At 43.6% G+C, this 14,106-nt stretch carries 12 protein-coding genes; 7 read left to right on the forward strand and 5 right to left on the reverse strand.

Annotated elements, in window-relative coordinates:
• Nucleotide 1: 1 nt before the first annotated feature.
• A complete protein-coding gene (locus tag OCW38_RS07220) occupies nucleotides 2-889 on the forward strand; it encodes a mechanosensitive ion channel family protein (protein WP_010440875.1) in 888 nt (295 codons plus the stop codon).
• Nucleotides 890-1,032: 143 nt separating this feature from the next.
• On the opposite strand, the gene OCW38_RS07225 is transcribed toward OCW38_RS07220, so the two are convergent.
• From OCW38_RS07225 to OCW38_RS07235, 3 genes are all read right to left on the reverse strand, one after another.
• On the reverse strand, nucleotides 1,033-2,652 hold the full coding sequence (locus OCW38_RS07225; protein ID WP_261895606.1) for a methyl-accepting chemotaxis protein: 1,620 nt from the start codon (nucleotides 2,650-2,652) through the stop codon (nucleotides 1,033-1,035).
• Between the two features lie 298 nt (nucleotides 2,653-2,950).
• The gene (locus OCW38_RS07230; protein ID WP_016784880.1) at nucleotides 2,951-4,978 is read right to left on the reverse strand and encodes a sensor histidine kinase; all 2,028 of its coding nucleotides are present in this window, start codon (nucleotides 4,976-4,978) and stop codon (nucleotides 2,951-2,953) included.
• Nucleotides 4,968-6,431 carry a sigma-54-dependent transcriptional regulator gene (locus tag OCW38_RS07235; protein ID WP_261895609.1) on the reverse strand — a complete coding sequence of 488 codons (1,464 nt, stop codon included), beginning with the start codon at nucleotides 6,429-6,431 and terminating at the stop codon, nucleotides 4,968-4,970. Before OCW38_RS07235 ends, OCW38_RS07230 begins: the two co-directional genes overlap by 11 nt.
• A 302-nt stretch (nucleotides 6,432-6,733) precedes the next feature.
• Here OCW38_RS07235 and OCW38_RS07240 point away from each other — a divergent pair, with 302 nt between their 5' ends.
• The 6 genes from OCW38_RS07240 to OCW38_RS07265 all read left to right on the forward strand — a co-directional run bounded on the left by OCW38_RS07240 (nucleotide 6,734) and on the right by OCW38_RS07265 (nucleotide 12,084).
• Nucleotides 6,734-7,540 carry a substrate-binding domain-containing protein gene (locus tag OCW38_RS07240; protein WP_010440894.1) on the forward strand — a complete coding sequence of 269 codons (807 nt, stop codon included), beginning with the start codon at nucleotides 6,734-6,736 and terminating at the stop codon, nucleotides 7,538-7,540.
• Between the two features lie 218 nt (nucleotides 7,541-7,758).
• Nucleotides 7,759-8,457, forward strand: coding sequence for an ABC transporter permease (locus tag OCW38_RS07245; protein ID WP_010440896.1), 699 nt, complete (start codon nucleotides 7,759-7,761; stop codon nucleotides 8,455-8,457).
• Between the two features lie 10 nt (nucleotides 8,458-8,467).
• The gene (locus tag OCW38_RS07250) at nucleotides 8,468-9,187 is read left to right on the forward strand and encodes an energy-coupling factor ABC transporter ATP-binding protein (protein ID WP_010440897.1); all 720 of its coding nucleotides are present in this window, start codon (nucleotides 8,468-8,470) and stop codon (nucleotides 9,185-9,187) included.
• Nucleotides 9,165-9,749 carry a molybdenum cofactor guanylyltransferase MobA gene (gene mobA, locus OCW38_RS07255; protein WP_261895612.1) on the forward strand — a complete coding sequence of 195 codons (585 nt, stop codon included), beginning with the start codon at nucleotides 9,165-9,167 and terminating at the stop codon, nucleotides 9,747-9,749. Before OCW38_RS07250 ends, mobA begins: the two co-directional genes overlap by 23 nt.
• Complete coding sequence (locus OCW38_RS07260) at nucleotides 9,749-11,566, forward strand: bifunctional molybdopterin-guanine dinucleotide biosynthesis adaptor protein MobB/molybdopterin molybdotransferase MoeA (RefSeq protein ID WP_102286229.1); 1,818 nt, start codon at nucleotides 9,749-9,751, stop codon at nucleotides 11,564-11,566. Before mobA ends, OCW38_RS07260 begins: the two co-directional genes overlap by 1 nt.
• A 251-nt stretch (nucleotides 11,567-11,817) precedes the next feature.
• Nucleotides 11,818-12,084 (forward strand): DUF2960 family protein, encoded by a 267-nt coding sequence (locus OCW38_RS07265; RefSeq protein ID WP_004733780.1) that lies wholly within the window; start codon nucleotides 11,818-11,820, stop codon nucleotides 12,082-12,084.
• 136 nt (nucleotides 12,085-12,220) lie between these two features.
• Here the strand turns inward: OCW38_RS07265 and nagK are convergent, their stop codons facing one another.
• Together nagK and OCW38_RS07275 are read right to left on the reverse strand one after the other, a co-directional pair.
• Nucleotides 12,221-13,129, reverse strand: a complete 909-nt coding sequence (nagK, locus tag OCW38_RS07270; protein ID WP_016768079.1) for an N-acetylglucosamine kinase — start codon at nucleotides 13,127-13,129, stop codon at nucleotides 12,221-12,223.
• Between the two features lie 163 nt (nucleotides 13,130-13,292).
• Nucleotides 13,293-14,033, reverse strand: coding sequence for a tRNA-uridine aminocarboxypropyltransferase (locus OCW38_RS07275; RefSeq protein ID WP_171343986.1), 741 nt, complete (start codon nucleotides 14,031-14,033; stop codon nucleotides 13,293-13,295).
• Nucleotides 14,034-14,106 lie beyond the last annotated feature (73 nt).

Below are 14,106 nucleotides of genomic sequence, written 5' to 3' on the forward strand. Positions count from 1 at the left end.
AATGAAGAAGTTATTTGTCCTATTACTTGTTGGCTTAGCGACTACCGTGAGTTTTCCGACCTATGCAACGGAAGAGTTAGCCAACGTAGAGAACATCTCTAAGATTGCAAGCTTGGTACGATGGAGCGGTGTGTTCTTCTCCATGATCGTTATTGCAGCAATGTGGCTGTTGCTTAAGTTCATCAATTCGTTGGTGACCAGCTTTGGTAGCCAGTTTGTGCAATATAGAATGTTGCTACAAAAACTGCAGTCGTTTACTCAGTTCTTTATCTACGTAAGCACGGGTCTTATCGTGTTCATGATGAGTTTTAGAATTAACGACCAAATACTGGCTTTGATTGGGGGTACTCTTGCTGTTTCAGTAGGCTTTGCGCTTAAAGACTTGGCAGCATCATTTATCGCGGGTATCACGGTGATGATCGATAGACCCTTTCAAGTTGGTGATCGCGTCACGTTTGAAGGTAATTACGGCGACATAATTACGATTGGTTTGCGTTCTGTGCGCATGAGAACTTTGAATGATGACATCATCACAATTCCAAACAACAAGTTCTTAAATGAAGTCACTACCAGTGGTAACTATGGTGCGTTGGATATGCAGGTGGTGATTCCGTTTTACGTCGGAATGAATGAAGACATCACTCTAGCCCGTGACTTAATCCAAGAAGCGGCTTCTTCAAGTCGCTATATTCATTTACCTAAGCCGGTCACGGTTTTAGTAAAACAGACGATTACGGATAACTACTTAGCGATACAACTAACTTGTAAAGCTTACGTAGTGGACACCGCATATGAGAAGTTGTTTGAAACCGACATTACTTTGCGTGTAATGAAGGAGTTCAGAAAGCACAATATCAACCCTCCGAAAATTTCAGTGGCTGCGCATTAATCGAAGTCGGTTTAACGCTTGGAGAGTGAATTAACCTTCTCGTTATCGATAAACAAAAACACCTCCTAACTTATCTCAAGTGCGGAGGTGTTTTTTTATGAGGTTTCTATGTGCGGAAAGACTAAGAGTAAGAGTTGTTGGGTTTATACCTTAAAGTATTTCAACTGTTCTGTTAGGTACTCTGTGGTGTTAGCCATTTTCTGACTGTCTTCTGCCAGTGATTGTGATGCTTGTAGAACTTCATTCGCGGCTAAATGAATGCCAGTGACACTTTCACTCATTTCTGTTGCTACCGCACTCTGCTGCTCCGAGGCTGCAGCAATCTGTGCCACCATGTCGTTCGCGTTATGTAATTCAGTAACAATCACATCAAGTTGTTGGCGCGTGTCATTGGAAGCGACGACACTATGATCGACCTTCTCATTACTGCTTTGCATCGCTTTGTAGGTTCGTTCTGCTTGCTGAGTGAGTTTCTCTATTGTGTGTTGGACTTCGTTGGTTGAATTTTGAGTACGACTCGCAAGGTTACGAACTTCATCTGCAACCACTGCAAACCCTCTTCCTTGTTCACCAGCACGTGCCGCTTCAATCGCAGCATTTAGCGCCAATAAGTTGGTTTGTTCGGATACATCACGTATCACACTCACCACTTGGCTTATCTCAGTCACACCGGATTGTAGGTCTCTCACAAGGTCATTCGCTGTCGAAATGTTTTCTGAAACTTGAGATATCGTTTTGGAGGTCACCTGCATGTTTTGGTCGTTTTGATTCGCATGATCCACCACTTTATTGGTGCTCTCTGCTGTGTTTTCGGCATTTACGGCAACATCAGAAATGGTCGCACTCATTTCTGTCATCGCGGTAGACAATAACTCAAGTTGTGCATGTTGAGAGTTAACACTGGTTGCGGCTTCTTCACTCGCTTGAGCTATGTGGCTCGCCATATTGCTGGATAAGTCGGCAGACTCATTCGCGGTTCGCAACGTACTTTGAAGTTTATCTAACATGGTATCGATCTGATGGCTCATATCGCCGAGTTCATCTTTTCGCATCATGTTCATGCGGACACGAAGATCGCCATCGGCAATTTTATGAGTGTTACCGATAAGCTTGTCGAGTGGTACAAGAATATTATTGGAAATCGCATAACCCATCGCAAACAAAAGGACTGAGAACACCACGGCAACCAGCCCTTCTTTGATTGCTAATGCGTAAAATGCCTCTTGTATGTCTGCGACTAATATTCCAGAGCCAACCACCCAGTTCCATTCAGGAAATAATTGTACATATGAAATCTTGTCTTTGAGTTCACCTTGAGGGCTCATCCATTGATAATCGAGAAAGCCTTTTTCCGCAGGAGAACGAGAAATGGTGACCATTTCGCGCCAGTGATGTTTACCCGCACCATCTTTTAAGTTGCCCGCATTCGTATCGTTCAGTTCGGGCTTTAATGGGTGGCTAATAATGTTGAGCTGCTGATTTAAGATCCAGAAATAGTTGGTGCTGTCATAGCGAAGTGTCTCGATTGCGCGTAGAGCCTGTTCTTTTGCGACTGCTTCGCCAAGCACGTTACGTTGGCTGTAATAGTAGCTCGCCAAACTGACTGCAGTTTCAACTTGAGCACTTAGCTTATTTTGCCGTTCCTCCATGGAGCTCGCGCGCTGCTGTATTAGATTAAAAGTAGACGTCATTACCAAGAGAACAACCGATAAGATGACAATGGATACGAGTTTTGATTTGATAGAAAGGTTACTTAATTTCATAGCTGACTGACTTTATTATTTGTTTTGATTATGAATTTTCGATCAAGGTATCAAAATTTCATACAGTTCAGATGATATGCATCAAGACTGAAGAATATACACTGTGTTACATAATCAAAAAGAGGCGCTCGTCAAACAGGCAGAGGTTGAGATTTGGCTTGTGATAGATTAGTAGGACGTGATTTGCGTGCCTGGGCAGAAAAAAGAGAGAAGCCCAGGAACGTTAGAGGTCTAATTAGGTAACCTCTAACGGAGGATCGAATCTAAGCGTAAGTAACGGTTCGATCAGGTATTTAGTTTAGAGGTTGGACACCAGCAATTGCGGTTTTGCTTTTTGTTGAAGGTAGATACTAAAGCAACTTCCCTTGCCTACCTCAGATTCAACTCGGATTTCACCACCAGTCTGACTCAAGATACTTTGAGAGACTGATAAGCCTAAGCCTGTACCGTCGCGTTTGGTGGTATAAAAAGGCGAGAAAATACGTTTTAGTTGTTCTTCTTTAATACCACAGCCTTCATCTTTAACATGAACGATAGCGCCATGAGACACACCATTTTCAACCCAATCTTCACTTGAAATCGTCAATGTACCTTGCCCATCCATGGCATGAATCGCGTTCATTTGTAAGTTCACGAGGATCTGTAGCAGTTGATTTCGATTAACTTCAACAGATGTTTTTGCACTAAGGTTAGAGACATAAACAATACCTTTCTTCTTAGCGCCCGTTTTCACTAATGTGATGCTCTCATCTACTATCGGGTTGATATGTTGCCATGTGACTTCGTCTTGAACACCGCCATGTCGGCTGTATTGAAGCAGGCTTCGTGTGATGTTTCGAATTCGATCGATTTGTTCCATGATAGCTTGGACTTCTTCGTTGACTCGACCAATGTCATCTCCTAGTTCAAACTTCATCAACTCTACGTTGCCTAAAATCACGGCTGTTGGGTTATTAATCTCGTGCGCAATTCCTGCGGTTAACTCGCCTAGTGCTGCCAACTTTTCATTGACCACCAGCTTATCTCTCGCTTGGTTGAGTAGTTGAATGTGAAGCTCAAGCTCTTCAGTTTTCTCTTTCAAACTCGCGGTACGAGAATGAACTTTGCATTCCAATTCTGACGCCGCTTGTTGAATCTCTTGATTACGCTCGTGTAGAAGATCCAACATCTTGTCAAACTGTTTAGCGAGCAGTGTCAGTTCGTGTTGATCATCCAATCCTAGCGTACCAATTCGCTTGTCTTGCCCCATTTGGACAAGCTTGACGACTTTATGAATGCGTTCAATTGGGTTGAAAAGATCACGCGCGCCACGATGGACGATCAAACCCGAAGCTAGCAATAGCAATACAATGGTAATGCTTATTTCACCAAGATTAGTTAAATAAGTTTGTATGAGAGGCCAAATTAGATAACCGGTGTAAAGCATGCCAATGACGTTGTCGAATTGGTCATGGATCGGCTGGTAAGCGGTGATGTACCACGCATCGTAAACATATGCACGGTCAAGCCACTCTTTGCCTTCATTGAGCACTTTTGTGTGAACTTCGTTGGAGACGCGAGTACCAATAGCGCGTCCTGCACTGTCCTCGCTACTTAGCGGAACGTTCGTGCTAACGCGAAGATCATCTAGAAATACAGTAACGGTACCAATACGTCGATTAAAACCATCGCGTTGTGGGTATATCAGATTGCTGATCTGATCAACTAATTGGGTACTATTATTGAGTAAAATACCGCCATCAAGAAAACCAATTACATGGTCATGTTTGTCTCTAATTGACACAACAGTGCGACTGACCAAACCTCGAGTTTCGACATCGTGCCCGTTGAGCATTGGTACTTCGGCTTGTTTCGCTAGATTGCGATCGAGTTCATTCAGTTCATCTTGAGTAAGCACATTAAAAAAGGACTCTTTGTGCGTAAGATCAAGGTATTCAAGCTTTTTGTCCATTTGCTCAACACTGCGCCAGCGTAGAAAATCGAGCTTATAGCGTTTCTTGTTCTCTGACACCCAGCGAGTGAAGTCTTCTTTCGAACCATTACTGGTGAGCTTTACTCGGAAATTGTAAGATTCAGCAAACGCTTGAACATTATAAGCTTGTTGGCTTTGAATCAAATGAATACTGTTGTCTGCGACATCCAAACGCTCATCGACATCAATTAACGCGCCCTGCCACGTATAATGAACCGACCAATACAAGGTAATGGCAACCAATGCGCAGAGCGTTAAGATAATCGGAGCGGATGTCAGGAACAATAAGCGATAACGTACCATTGTTTTGAAACGGAACGTCCACTTAGACCACCAAAGACGTCTAATCGGCATATTCAGAACCTTCTGTGTTCCAATCTTTGTACTTACGTTCTAACGTTTTTCGTGCAACACCGAGATCTCTCGCTGCAGCAGATTTGTTGCCATCGTGAAAACTCACTAGTTGCTCAATATGTGCTTTTTCCACTTCTTTGAGTGTCCAACTGTTTGGATACCCTTCTGCCGCGTCATAGTTTTCCAAGTTAGGCACTTCAGACCCATGTGACACCGTCACTGATATACTCGTTGGTGCTGGATCACCGTTAATCTCACGCCAATAGTGAGCTGGTGGCTTGTCTAATAGAATGCATCGTTCGACTAAGTTTTTAAGCTCACGGATATTCCCCGGCCATTCGTACGCGTTCATTGCCAAGATATCTTCATGCGCCCAATTAGGGACAGGCATACCAAGTTCACTTGATAATAAACGTGTAAAGTACGGAACAAGCTCAATCAAATCAGATGGACGTTCTCTAAGAGGAACAACATCTATCTTAAGTACATTGAGTCGATAGAAGAGATCACGGCGAAAATGTCCTTTGTCGACCTCATCCTGTAAGTTTCGGTTGGTCGCAGCGACAACTCGAACGTCGACGGCGATCTCTTTCTCGCTGCCGACAGGACGAATCGTACGTTGCTCTAAAACTCGTAATAAAGCTGCTTGCATTGGTAATGGCATCTCACCTATTTCGTCAAGGAACAGTGTGCCACCACTTGCGACTCTAAAGAGACCCTCTCTATTTTTTTTCGCGCCAGTAAATGCACCTGATGTATGACCAAACAACTCACTTTCTAAAAGCTCTGGTGCAATCGCGCCGCAGTTAATCGGTACAAATGGCCCCGTACGTTTGCTGGCTTCATGTACACCACGCGCGACCAGTTCCTTACCTGTTCCGGATTCACCTTCGATAAGCACTGAGGCTCTTGATGGCGCAAACTGACTAATAAGTTGTTTAAGCTGTTTGGTTTTGTCTGAATTACCGATCAATTCGGTTTTAATATGACGGCTAACATCTCGCTTTAGCGCATATTGCATTCGTTGGTCTAAGCGCTTATCCATGCAGCGAAGTACGGCTTGTATCATCTGCTCCAAATTGAACGGCTTTAGAATGAAATCAGAAGCGCCAAGCTTAAGCGCTGATATGGTCATCTCTAGATCGGCGTAACCAGTCATGAAAATGACATCTGCACGCTTATCTGCATCATTAAAGGCTTCTTCCCACTCAATACCAGAACGACCTGGAAGATTAATATCGAGAACGATCAGATCAAAATGCTCATTGCAACGGAGGACCTCAGCCTCTTCTACAGAACCCGCACTTGAGACCTTACCAAAGAACTTACCTAGTGCTTTTTTCAAAATGGCCTGCATGCCAATTTCATCGTCGACCACCAAGACAGAAAATGCTTGATATTGAGTCAATGTGTTTGGGTTGAGATTAGATGCAGTTGAACTAGGTAAAGACATATTGATAAGCCCACAGTGAAAGTTGGGACAGAGTGTACCAATTAACCTTTTGTGCTACAGGGGCAATATGCGACATTTTGTCCTAGCTCATGTTTTGGTTCAATTTTTCGCGTCAAATGGCGCAACTTAGTCCGAAATAACAGTAATTTAATGAAATCTGATGCATGATTTATTGGCATCAAGCTTGCTTGTAAGGTGATGATTTCTAATTACAACAATTAGCATCTTATGTACATGACCTTCTTTGAGCCCTTTATACTGAAGGCATGTCATTCATTTATAACAGAATGGACATAATAATAATGAAAGCAATTCCCTTAACCCTTGCAGCTCTATCTATCGTCAGTTACACGGCTAGCAGCGCAGAAGACACCACTCATATCAAACTTGCAACCACGACAAGTACTTATCATTCTGGTTTGCTCGATTACTTATTACCTGAATTTGAAAAGGATTCTGGTATCAAAGTCGACGTACTCGCTGCAGGTACAGGCAAATCACTTCGCATGGGCGAAAATGGTGATGTTGATCTTGTGATGACGCACGCTCCTAAGGCCGAAGCGAACTTCGTTGAAAAAGGCTACGGTGTTCTACCTCGCAAGCTGATGTACAACGATTTTGTTATCGTTGGCCCTCAAACGGATCCTGCTAAGGTTGCGTCTCAAGAAAACGTCGCTGAAGTATTCGAAGCCATTGCAGAAAACAACGTTACTTTTGTTTCTCGTGGCGACGATTCAGGTACTCACAAAAAAGAGATGGGTATTTGGGCTCAAACTAAAATGGAACCCAACTTCGGTGGTTATCGCAGCGTTGGTCAAGGTATGGGGCCTACCCTAAACATGGCATCAGAGATGCAAGGCTATACCATGACAGACCGCGGAACTTGGTTGGCTTATCAAAACAAACTTGATCTTAAAGTGTTGTTCCAAGGCGACAAAAACCTTTTCAACCCTTACCAAGTTATTTTGGTGAACCCAGAACGTTACCCAAGCATCAACTACCAAGCAGCGAAAGTTTTCAGTGATTGGTTGGTGAACCCGAAAGGTCAAAAGCTAATCAACGACTTTAAGCTTCACGGTAAGCAGTTGTTTGTTGCTAGCGCAGAGTAGTCAACAAAGCACTATCCTTTACCAAGTGACATTAATGAAGAAATAATGTTCATGAAAGTTACTTGGTAAAAGCTGTTAGCTTTTGTTAACAACGACTCTTGCAAAAGACCACTTTAAGATACGATAGCTGACCAATTAAGCCTCAAGCAAATTCAGTCAGCTATGATTAAATCAGTCATACCTACTAAGACTTATTGTCGATCGAAACGAGATACATCATGACCTTATGGCAAACAACGCTTGATGCATTAAATTTACTAGTGAGCTTTGACCACGAATTGTGGAAAATCGTCGCGGTATCTTTCAGCGTGTCTTTGTCCGCCATTTCACTGGTGATCGTACCTGCAATCATCATGGCTTTTTTATTAGCGTACACAGAGTTTCCGGGGAAGTGGGCGCTGCTTTCCGTGATTAACACCTTACAAGCTATTCCGACTGTCGTAATCGGCTTGCTGATGTACATGATGCTATCGCGCTCTGGCCCTTTGGGCGATTGGCAACTGCTGTTCACGCAACAGGCGATGATCTTAGGTCAGATGCTGATCTGTTTCCCGATCCTTGTCGCAATGATGCATGGTGCGCTGCAAGCCAGTGACCGTCGCGCGGTTGAAACTGCACGTACCCTGGGAGTATCAACCACTCGAGTGGCATGTACTTTAATTTGGGAAACTCGCTTTCCTTTAATGGCTGCCACCATCGCTGCATTTTCTCGCATCGTCACTGAAGTGGGCTGTTCGATGATGGTTGGTGGCAACATTATGGGGATGACAAGAAATATCCCAACGGCTATTGCCATGGAGAGTCATAAAGGCGCTTTCGCACAAGGTGTCGCGCTGGGTATGGTTTTACTTGCACTGGCATTAGCCCTTAACTTTTTTCTCTCTAGTGTGAGAGGAAAAGGCTATTTAAGAACTTAGGAACGCTGTCATGAGTATAAAAATAACAACGCAGCAAATCTCAATGCGCTACAAAGAGCGTGTTTTGTTCCATATTCCCGAATTGTCGATTGGCCCTAATGATGCCATTTATCTTAAAGGTGATAATGGCGTTGGTAAAACGACCCTACTTAAAATCTTGTCAGGACTTATCCAACCTAGCTCTGGACGCATTCAATCTCCTACCCAAAGTTGGCAGCAGATTTTATTCCCGAGACTGAAGTTCAAGGACATCATCTATTTACACCAAACCCCTTATCTTTTTGATGGTTCGGTGTACCAAAATGTCGCTTATGGTATTCGCTTTAATAAAGAGAGCCAAAAAGATAAGCGAGCTCAAATAATTAACGCGCTGAGAATGGTAGGTTTGGAAACCTTAGCAGACGAGCACATCTCTGTGCTGTCTGGTGGTGAACGTCAACGCGTTGCCATGGCGCGCGCTTGGATTCTAAAGCCCTCAATCTTGCTTATGGATGAACCAAGTGCCTCTTTAGATAAAGAATCTATTGAAAGATTGGTGATTATGGCTGAAGATCTTCTTCAGAGAGGCGCAAGTTTGGTTATTACTAGCCATCAAACCAACGCGTTAACCGATTTATGTAAGAAGCAATGGTGGATTAAAGACAACACTTTGACTGAATCACCGCTTCTGCAAATTATTCAAAAAAACAGAGCACAAGAGAATATTTATGCTGCTTCCCACGCAAACTAGTTGGGTTATTTTGGCTGGCGGACAGGCCAGTCGCATGGGCGGGAAAGATAAAGGACTCGTTGAGCTCAACGGGTCTCCGCTTATTCAATACGTAATTAACAAACTGTCACAGCAAGATGTCAGTATTACTATCAATGCCAATCGCAACCTAGACAGTTACCAGGCATTTGCTCCGGTTGTTTGCGATTCATTTCCTGACTATCCAGGACCTTTAGGTGGCATTCATGCTGGCCTTCAAAACGCGACCACAGATTGGGTCGGCTTTGTCCCTTGTGACAGCCCACAAATCAGTGACGACCTTGTTGAGCGTTTTTGTTCTGCAGTTAAAGAAGACAGTGACATTCTTGTCGCGCATGATGGCGAATTTAAGCAACCTGTATTCACCCTATTCCACAAACGTGTTCTGCCAAGGCTAGAAGCGTTTTTGGAACGTGGTGATCGTAAGATCATCTTGCTATACAAAGAGTGTGTCACGGAATATGTCGATTTTAGCGATTCACCTAACTGCTTTGTTAATCTGAACACGCCAGAAGAACTCACCCAATTCGGAACGCTTCAATAATGAAAGATTCAACACAACGCCCTAACCTTCCTTTATTGGGCTTTGCTGCTTATAGCGGTACAGGAAAAACAACGGTACTTGAAGCTCTGCTTCCGTTATTGACTGAATCGGGTTTAAAAGTTGGTGTGTTAAAACATGCTCACCACGATTTTGATGTCGATAAGCCGGGTAAAGACAGTTACCGCTTACGTAAGGCTGGAGCCAATCAAATGCTGATCGCTTCGCGTAACCGTCACGTGATGATGACAGAAACGCCAGAAGCCGAAGCTGACTTTGATTACCTGCTGACTCGCTTTGATACCAACACACTTGATCTGATTTTGGTTGAAGGCTGTAAGAACATCGCTTTTCCTAAAATTGAATTGCACCGAGATGAAGTAGGTAAACCATGGTTATATCCGAATGATGACAACATTATTGCCATTGCTGCAGACAGGCAAGTGGAATCCGAACTGCCACAAATGGCGATCAGCGACTTAGACGCGATTCGTGATTTCATCATCGAATATGCTCAGTCATTTGATTCTTCATCGACAACAAGCAAAACAGCGTCGTGTTTATCTTCAAAAGACGATACACCTGTTGTGTGCTGTGACTCATTCTCTCCTGCTGGCCTAAGCGTTACGCAAGGCCAACAAAAGATCGTCGATAGTATTGACGCGCTCGAACTCACAGAGAGTGTTGAATTACTACAAGGCTACGGTCGCGTATTGGCTGAAGATGTTATTTCACCAATCAATGTGCCTCAAAACATCAACTCTGCAATGGACGGCTACGCGATTCGCAGTGAAGACTTAGAATTGGATAGCTACCAACTGGTTGCTGAAGTTATGGCTGGCCATAGCTACGACAAAACCGTTAAACAGGGTGAAGCTGTTAAGATCATGACGGGCGCACCAATGCCAGAAGGCGTTGATGTGGTTGTTATGCGTGAGCAAGCCGTTCAAGATGACAACAAAGTTAGCTTCCCTGGTGCTAAAATCTCGGTTGGACAAAATGTCCGTATGGCGGGTGAAGATTTAGAAATCGGCCAACCCGTCTTTACACGTGGCACACGCATCGAAGCACCAGAAATGGGCATGATGGCGTCGTTAGGTTTTGGTACATGTCCTGTTCTACGTAAAGTAAAAGTGGGCGTGTTCTCGACGGGTGATGAAGTTCAAGCGCCCGGTAGCGAGCAAAAACCAAACTCTATCTACGATTCAAACCGTTTTACTATTATCGGCATGCTTCAAAAGCTTGGCTGTGACATTGTCGATTACGGCATCATCGAAGATGACGAACAAAAGATGATGGATGTGCTTCATGCTGCGTCGTTGGAAACTGATATGGTACTAACGTCTGGGGGTGTTTCAGTTGGTGATGCCGACTACATTAAACTCGCGCTAGACAAACTAGGTGAAATTAACTTCTGGCGTATCAATATGCGTCCAGGTCGCCCTCTTGCTTACGGTAAGATTGAAAACAAACCATTCTTCGGTTTACCTGGCAACCCTGTTGCGGTAATGGTGTCGTTTATTAATTTCGTTGAACCTGCAATCCGTAAACTGCAAGGACAAATCAACTGGACACCAGTGAAAGCAAACGCGGTAGCGACTGAGCAATTACGTTCACGCCAAGGTCGTACTGAGTTCAGCCGTGGTGTGTTCTCGATGAGTGAATTTGGTGTGCTTGAAGTGAAAACTACTGGCAAACAAGGTTCAGGCATTCTGCGCTCTATGAGCGAAGCGAACTGCTTAATCGAAATCTCGCCAGCGGTTGATACAGTGAAAGTTGGTGAGACAGTCACGATTATTCCACTGCAGGGTCGTGTTTAATTTAAAGCTCATTAGCTTAAATTTGAATTAGCAGACTTTACTAAAAGATAGACGAAGCCCCTATATTGATCGTTCGATACTAAGGGGCTTTCTGTTTATTCGTTTCGTGAAAGACAACCTGTTCGTTTCCTGACAGACAAAAAGCTTAGATCGCGATAAGCGATAATCTTAAGATTTCTTACCATTGCCTTGAGCCACGTACGGTTTTTATGTAGAGTGCGCGCAAAGTAATAATTCTATTGGAGAGCATCATGGCTCGTACCATTCTGTACACTTATAAAGACGAAGACAAAGAGTTACTGTTTTCTAAACAAGAACACCGCACGATTCAAGAAGCTGTAGCGGCAGCTGAAGGTATCGACATCACTGAGTATCTAAAAACTGAGCAACAGCTTGAGTTTATTTCTGATACTAAAGCTGTTCGTAACTACCAAGATAACTATTTCCGTAAGCTTGGCTTTACCAAGCTTACGTTGAAGCAAAAAGATAACCTTGGTGTTGGCAAAAAGAAGAAGTAAGTCCTCTTGGAGCTTGTTTCTTTGCTGCTTCTAGCTTCTAGCAACAAAAACACTAAATCATAAAAAATGCCGCAACCTCTTTCGAGATTGCGGCATTTTTATTTATAGTTTTTAATCGCTTAACGTTAAGTTGAGATTACTTAATGTTAAGGAATGCAGCACCACGAACGCCACCTGAATCACCGTGTTTTGCTTTGATGATTTTCGGACATTTCGCCACAGACAACAAGTATTTAGGAATACGTTTTGGCATCTCTTCGTAGATAAGCTCAAAGTTAGACAAGCCACCACCAAGCGCAACAACATGCGGGTCAAGCGCTGTGAATAGGTTTGCAAAACAGATAGCCAATAACTCCATGAAACGATCTACGTGCTCAACAGCTTTTGCTTCACCTTCGTTGTAAGCTTGAATGATTTCAACTGCTTTTTTCTTCTCACCAAAATAGTGATCATAAATCAGCTCAAAGCCACGACCTGACAAGTAACTGTCTAAACAGCCCTTTTTGCCGCAACCACAACCAAGTAACGGTGCGTTATCGCCAAGGTGAAGCCAAGCATCAAGAGGTAAGCGCATATGGCCTAGCTCACCTGCCACGTGGTTACGACCGGAGAATACCTTACCGTCGAAGACTAAACCGCCACCGAAACCAGTACCAAGAATCAGGCCGGCAACTGAAGGTTCATCTTTAAGTTCGTCATCCCATGCTTCTGAAAGCGCAAAACAGTTCGCATCATTTTCGATTTTCACACTACGACCGATAAGCGCTTCTAGATCTGTACGTAGCGGCTTACCTGTTGATGCAGGTACGTTAACAACAAGCATAGTGCCATCGTCTGCGTTTTCCATGCCAGGAAGGCCAAGGCCAATTTTGCCTTCGCAAGACAGTTCGTTATCGTACTTTTTTACTAAACCAGCAATCGTATCAAGTAATAATTGATAGTTATCGGTTGGCGTCGGTACACGCTCTGTTGCCACTCGCTCAAGTTTCTCGTTGAATGCACCAAACTCAATTTTTGTGCCGCCAACATCGAAGCCGTAATACATGAAATCTCTCCAATTCTTCCCTAAATTCGGGCAAATAAAATTTTGTAAATAAACAACTAAGGAGCATTATCCATAACACTCCCCCTACAAACCGTGATAGATAACAAACTTATCTTGTGTTCGAGTCTGTTTGAACAACAAGTCAGCACATAGCGGTTAAAGGTTAGAGTGACTTCTCATTTTTGCTGTGTTCTATGAAAGCATTCAAGCTAGGTTTAGTCGGATCTGACTTATAACGCGTCTTACTTAACATGTAGCTTTCACGAAATACTTCAAACCAAAGTTGTAAAGTCTTCGCGCCCTCTTCTTCTCCAGCTTGCTTTAAAACTAAGCTGGCGACTTCTGCCGTTGAGAGGTGTTGTTCGTTATCTGACTTTCTCATCATGTATTGAGAAACCGATTCAGGCTCAATCGACAACACAGGTAAATCTTGCAGATACTCTGAACGGCGGAAGATGCGTCTCGCTTCACGCCAACTACCATCGATGAAGATAAGAAGAAGTGTTTTATTAGGATCGCGCATTTGTGGTAAATCTTGAACCACTCGCGTTTTGTCATCGGTGTAGCCTTCAGGGAATACAACAATGGGTTGATATTTATCATCCTTTAGAACATCAAGCATCTCTTGATTCGGCTCAGTACGGTGCCAAAGGTAGGCATAGCTGTCTTTGACCGTATCAACAATCAATCGGCCTGTATTGCTTGGCTTCAAGATTTCGTTGTCTGACAAGATCAACATCGTAGCGACATTCGTATCTATATTCGGTTGATGCTCGCAGATGCAGCTGTCTTGTTTTATTTTGCAGTATTCGCATCGCACGACTTTGCACCCGCGCGCGTTAAACGGCTTAGTAGCAATAGACAAGCGGTGTTGATATAAACGGTGAAAAGCGTGGATTCTCATGGATAATAACGATAGATCTAGAAAAGTTGCACGATTGTACTTACAGTGACCGTAGAATGATAGAAGGAATTCC

Source organism: Vibrio cyclitrophicus, assembly GCF_024347435.1.
Taxonomy (GTDB): domain Bacteria; phylum Pseudomonadota; class Gammaproteobacteria; order Enterobacterales; family Vibrionaceae; genus Vibrio; species Vibrio cyclitrophicus.

What these genes read in the sequence shown, in the direction of transcription:
- OCW38_RS07220 (WP_010440875.1), top strand. Translation starts at nt 2, where the DNA reads ATGAAGAAGTTATTTGTCCTATTACTTGTTGGCTTAGCGACTACCGTG.
- OCW38_RS07225 (WP_261895606.1), bottom strand. Translation starts at nt 2,652, where the DNA reads ATGAAATTAAGTAACCTTTCTATCAAATCAAAACTCGTATCCATTGTC.
- OCW38_RS07230 (WP_016784880.1), bottom strand. Translation starts at nt 4,978, where the DNA reads ATGCCGATTAGACGTCTTTGGTGGTCTAAGTGGACGTTCCGTTTCAAA.
- OCW38_RS07235 (WP_261895609.1), bottom strand. Translation starts at nt 6,431, where the DNA reads ATGTCTTTACCTAGTTCAACTGCATCTAATCTCAACCCAAACACATTG.
- OCW38_RS07240 (WP_010440894.1), top strand. Translation starts at nt 6,734, where the DNA reads ATGAAAGCAATTCCCTTAACCCTTGCAGCTCTATCTATCGTCAGTTAC.
- OCW38_RS07245 (WP_010440896.1), top strand. Translation starts at nt 7,759, where the DNA reads ATGACCTTATGGCAAACAACGCTTGATGCATTAAATTTACTAGTGAGC.
- OCW38_RS07250 (WP_010440897.1), top strand. Translation starts at nt 8,468, where the DNA reads ATGAGTATAAAAATAACAACGCAGCAAATCTCAATGCGCTACAAAGAG.
- mobA (WP_261895612.1), top strand. Translation starts at nt 9,165, where the DNA reads ATGCTGCTTCCCACGCAAACTAGTTGGGTTATTTTGGCTGGCGGACAG.
- OCW38_RS07260 (WP_102286229.1), top strand. Translation starts at nt 9,749, where the DNA reads ATGAAAGATTCAACACAACGCCCTAACCTTCCTTTATTGGGCTTTGCT.
- OCW38_RS07265 (WP_004733780.1), top strand. Translation starts at nt 11,818, where the DNA reads ATGGCTCGTACCATTCTGTACACTTATAAAGACGAAGACAAAGAGTTA.
- nagK (WP_016768079.1), bottom strand. Translation starts at nt 13,129, where the DNA reads ATGTATTACGGCTTCGATGTTGGCGGCACAAAAATTGAGTTTGGTGCA.
- OCW38_RS07275 (WP_171343986.1), bottom strand. Translation starts at nt 14,033, where the DNA reads ATGAGAATCCACGCTTTTCACCGTTTATATCAACACCGCTTGTCTATT.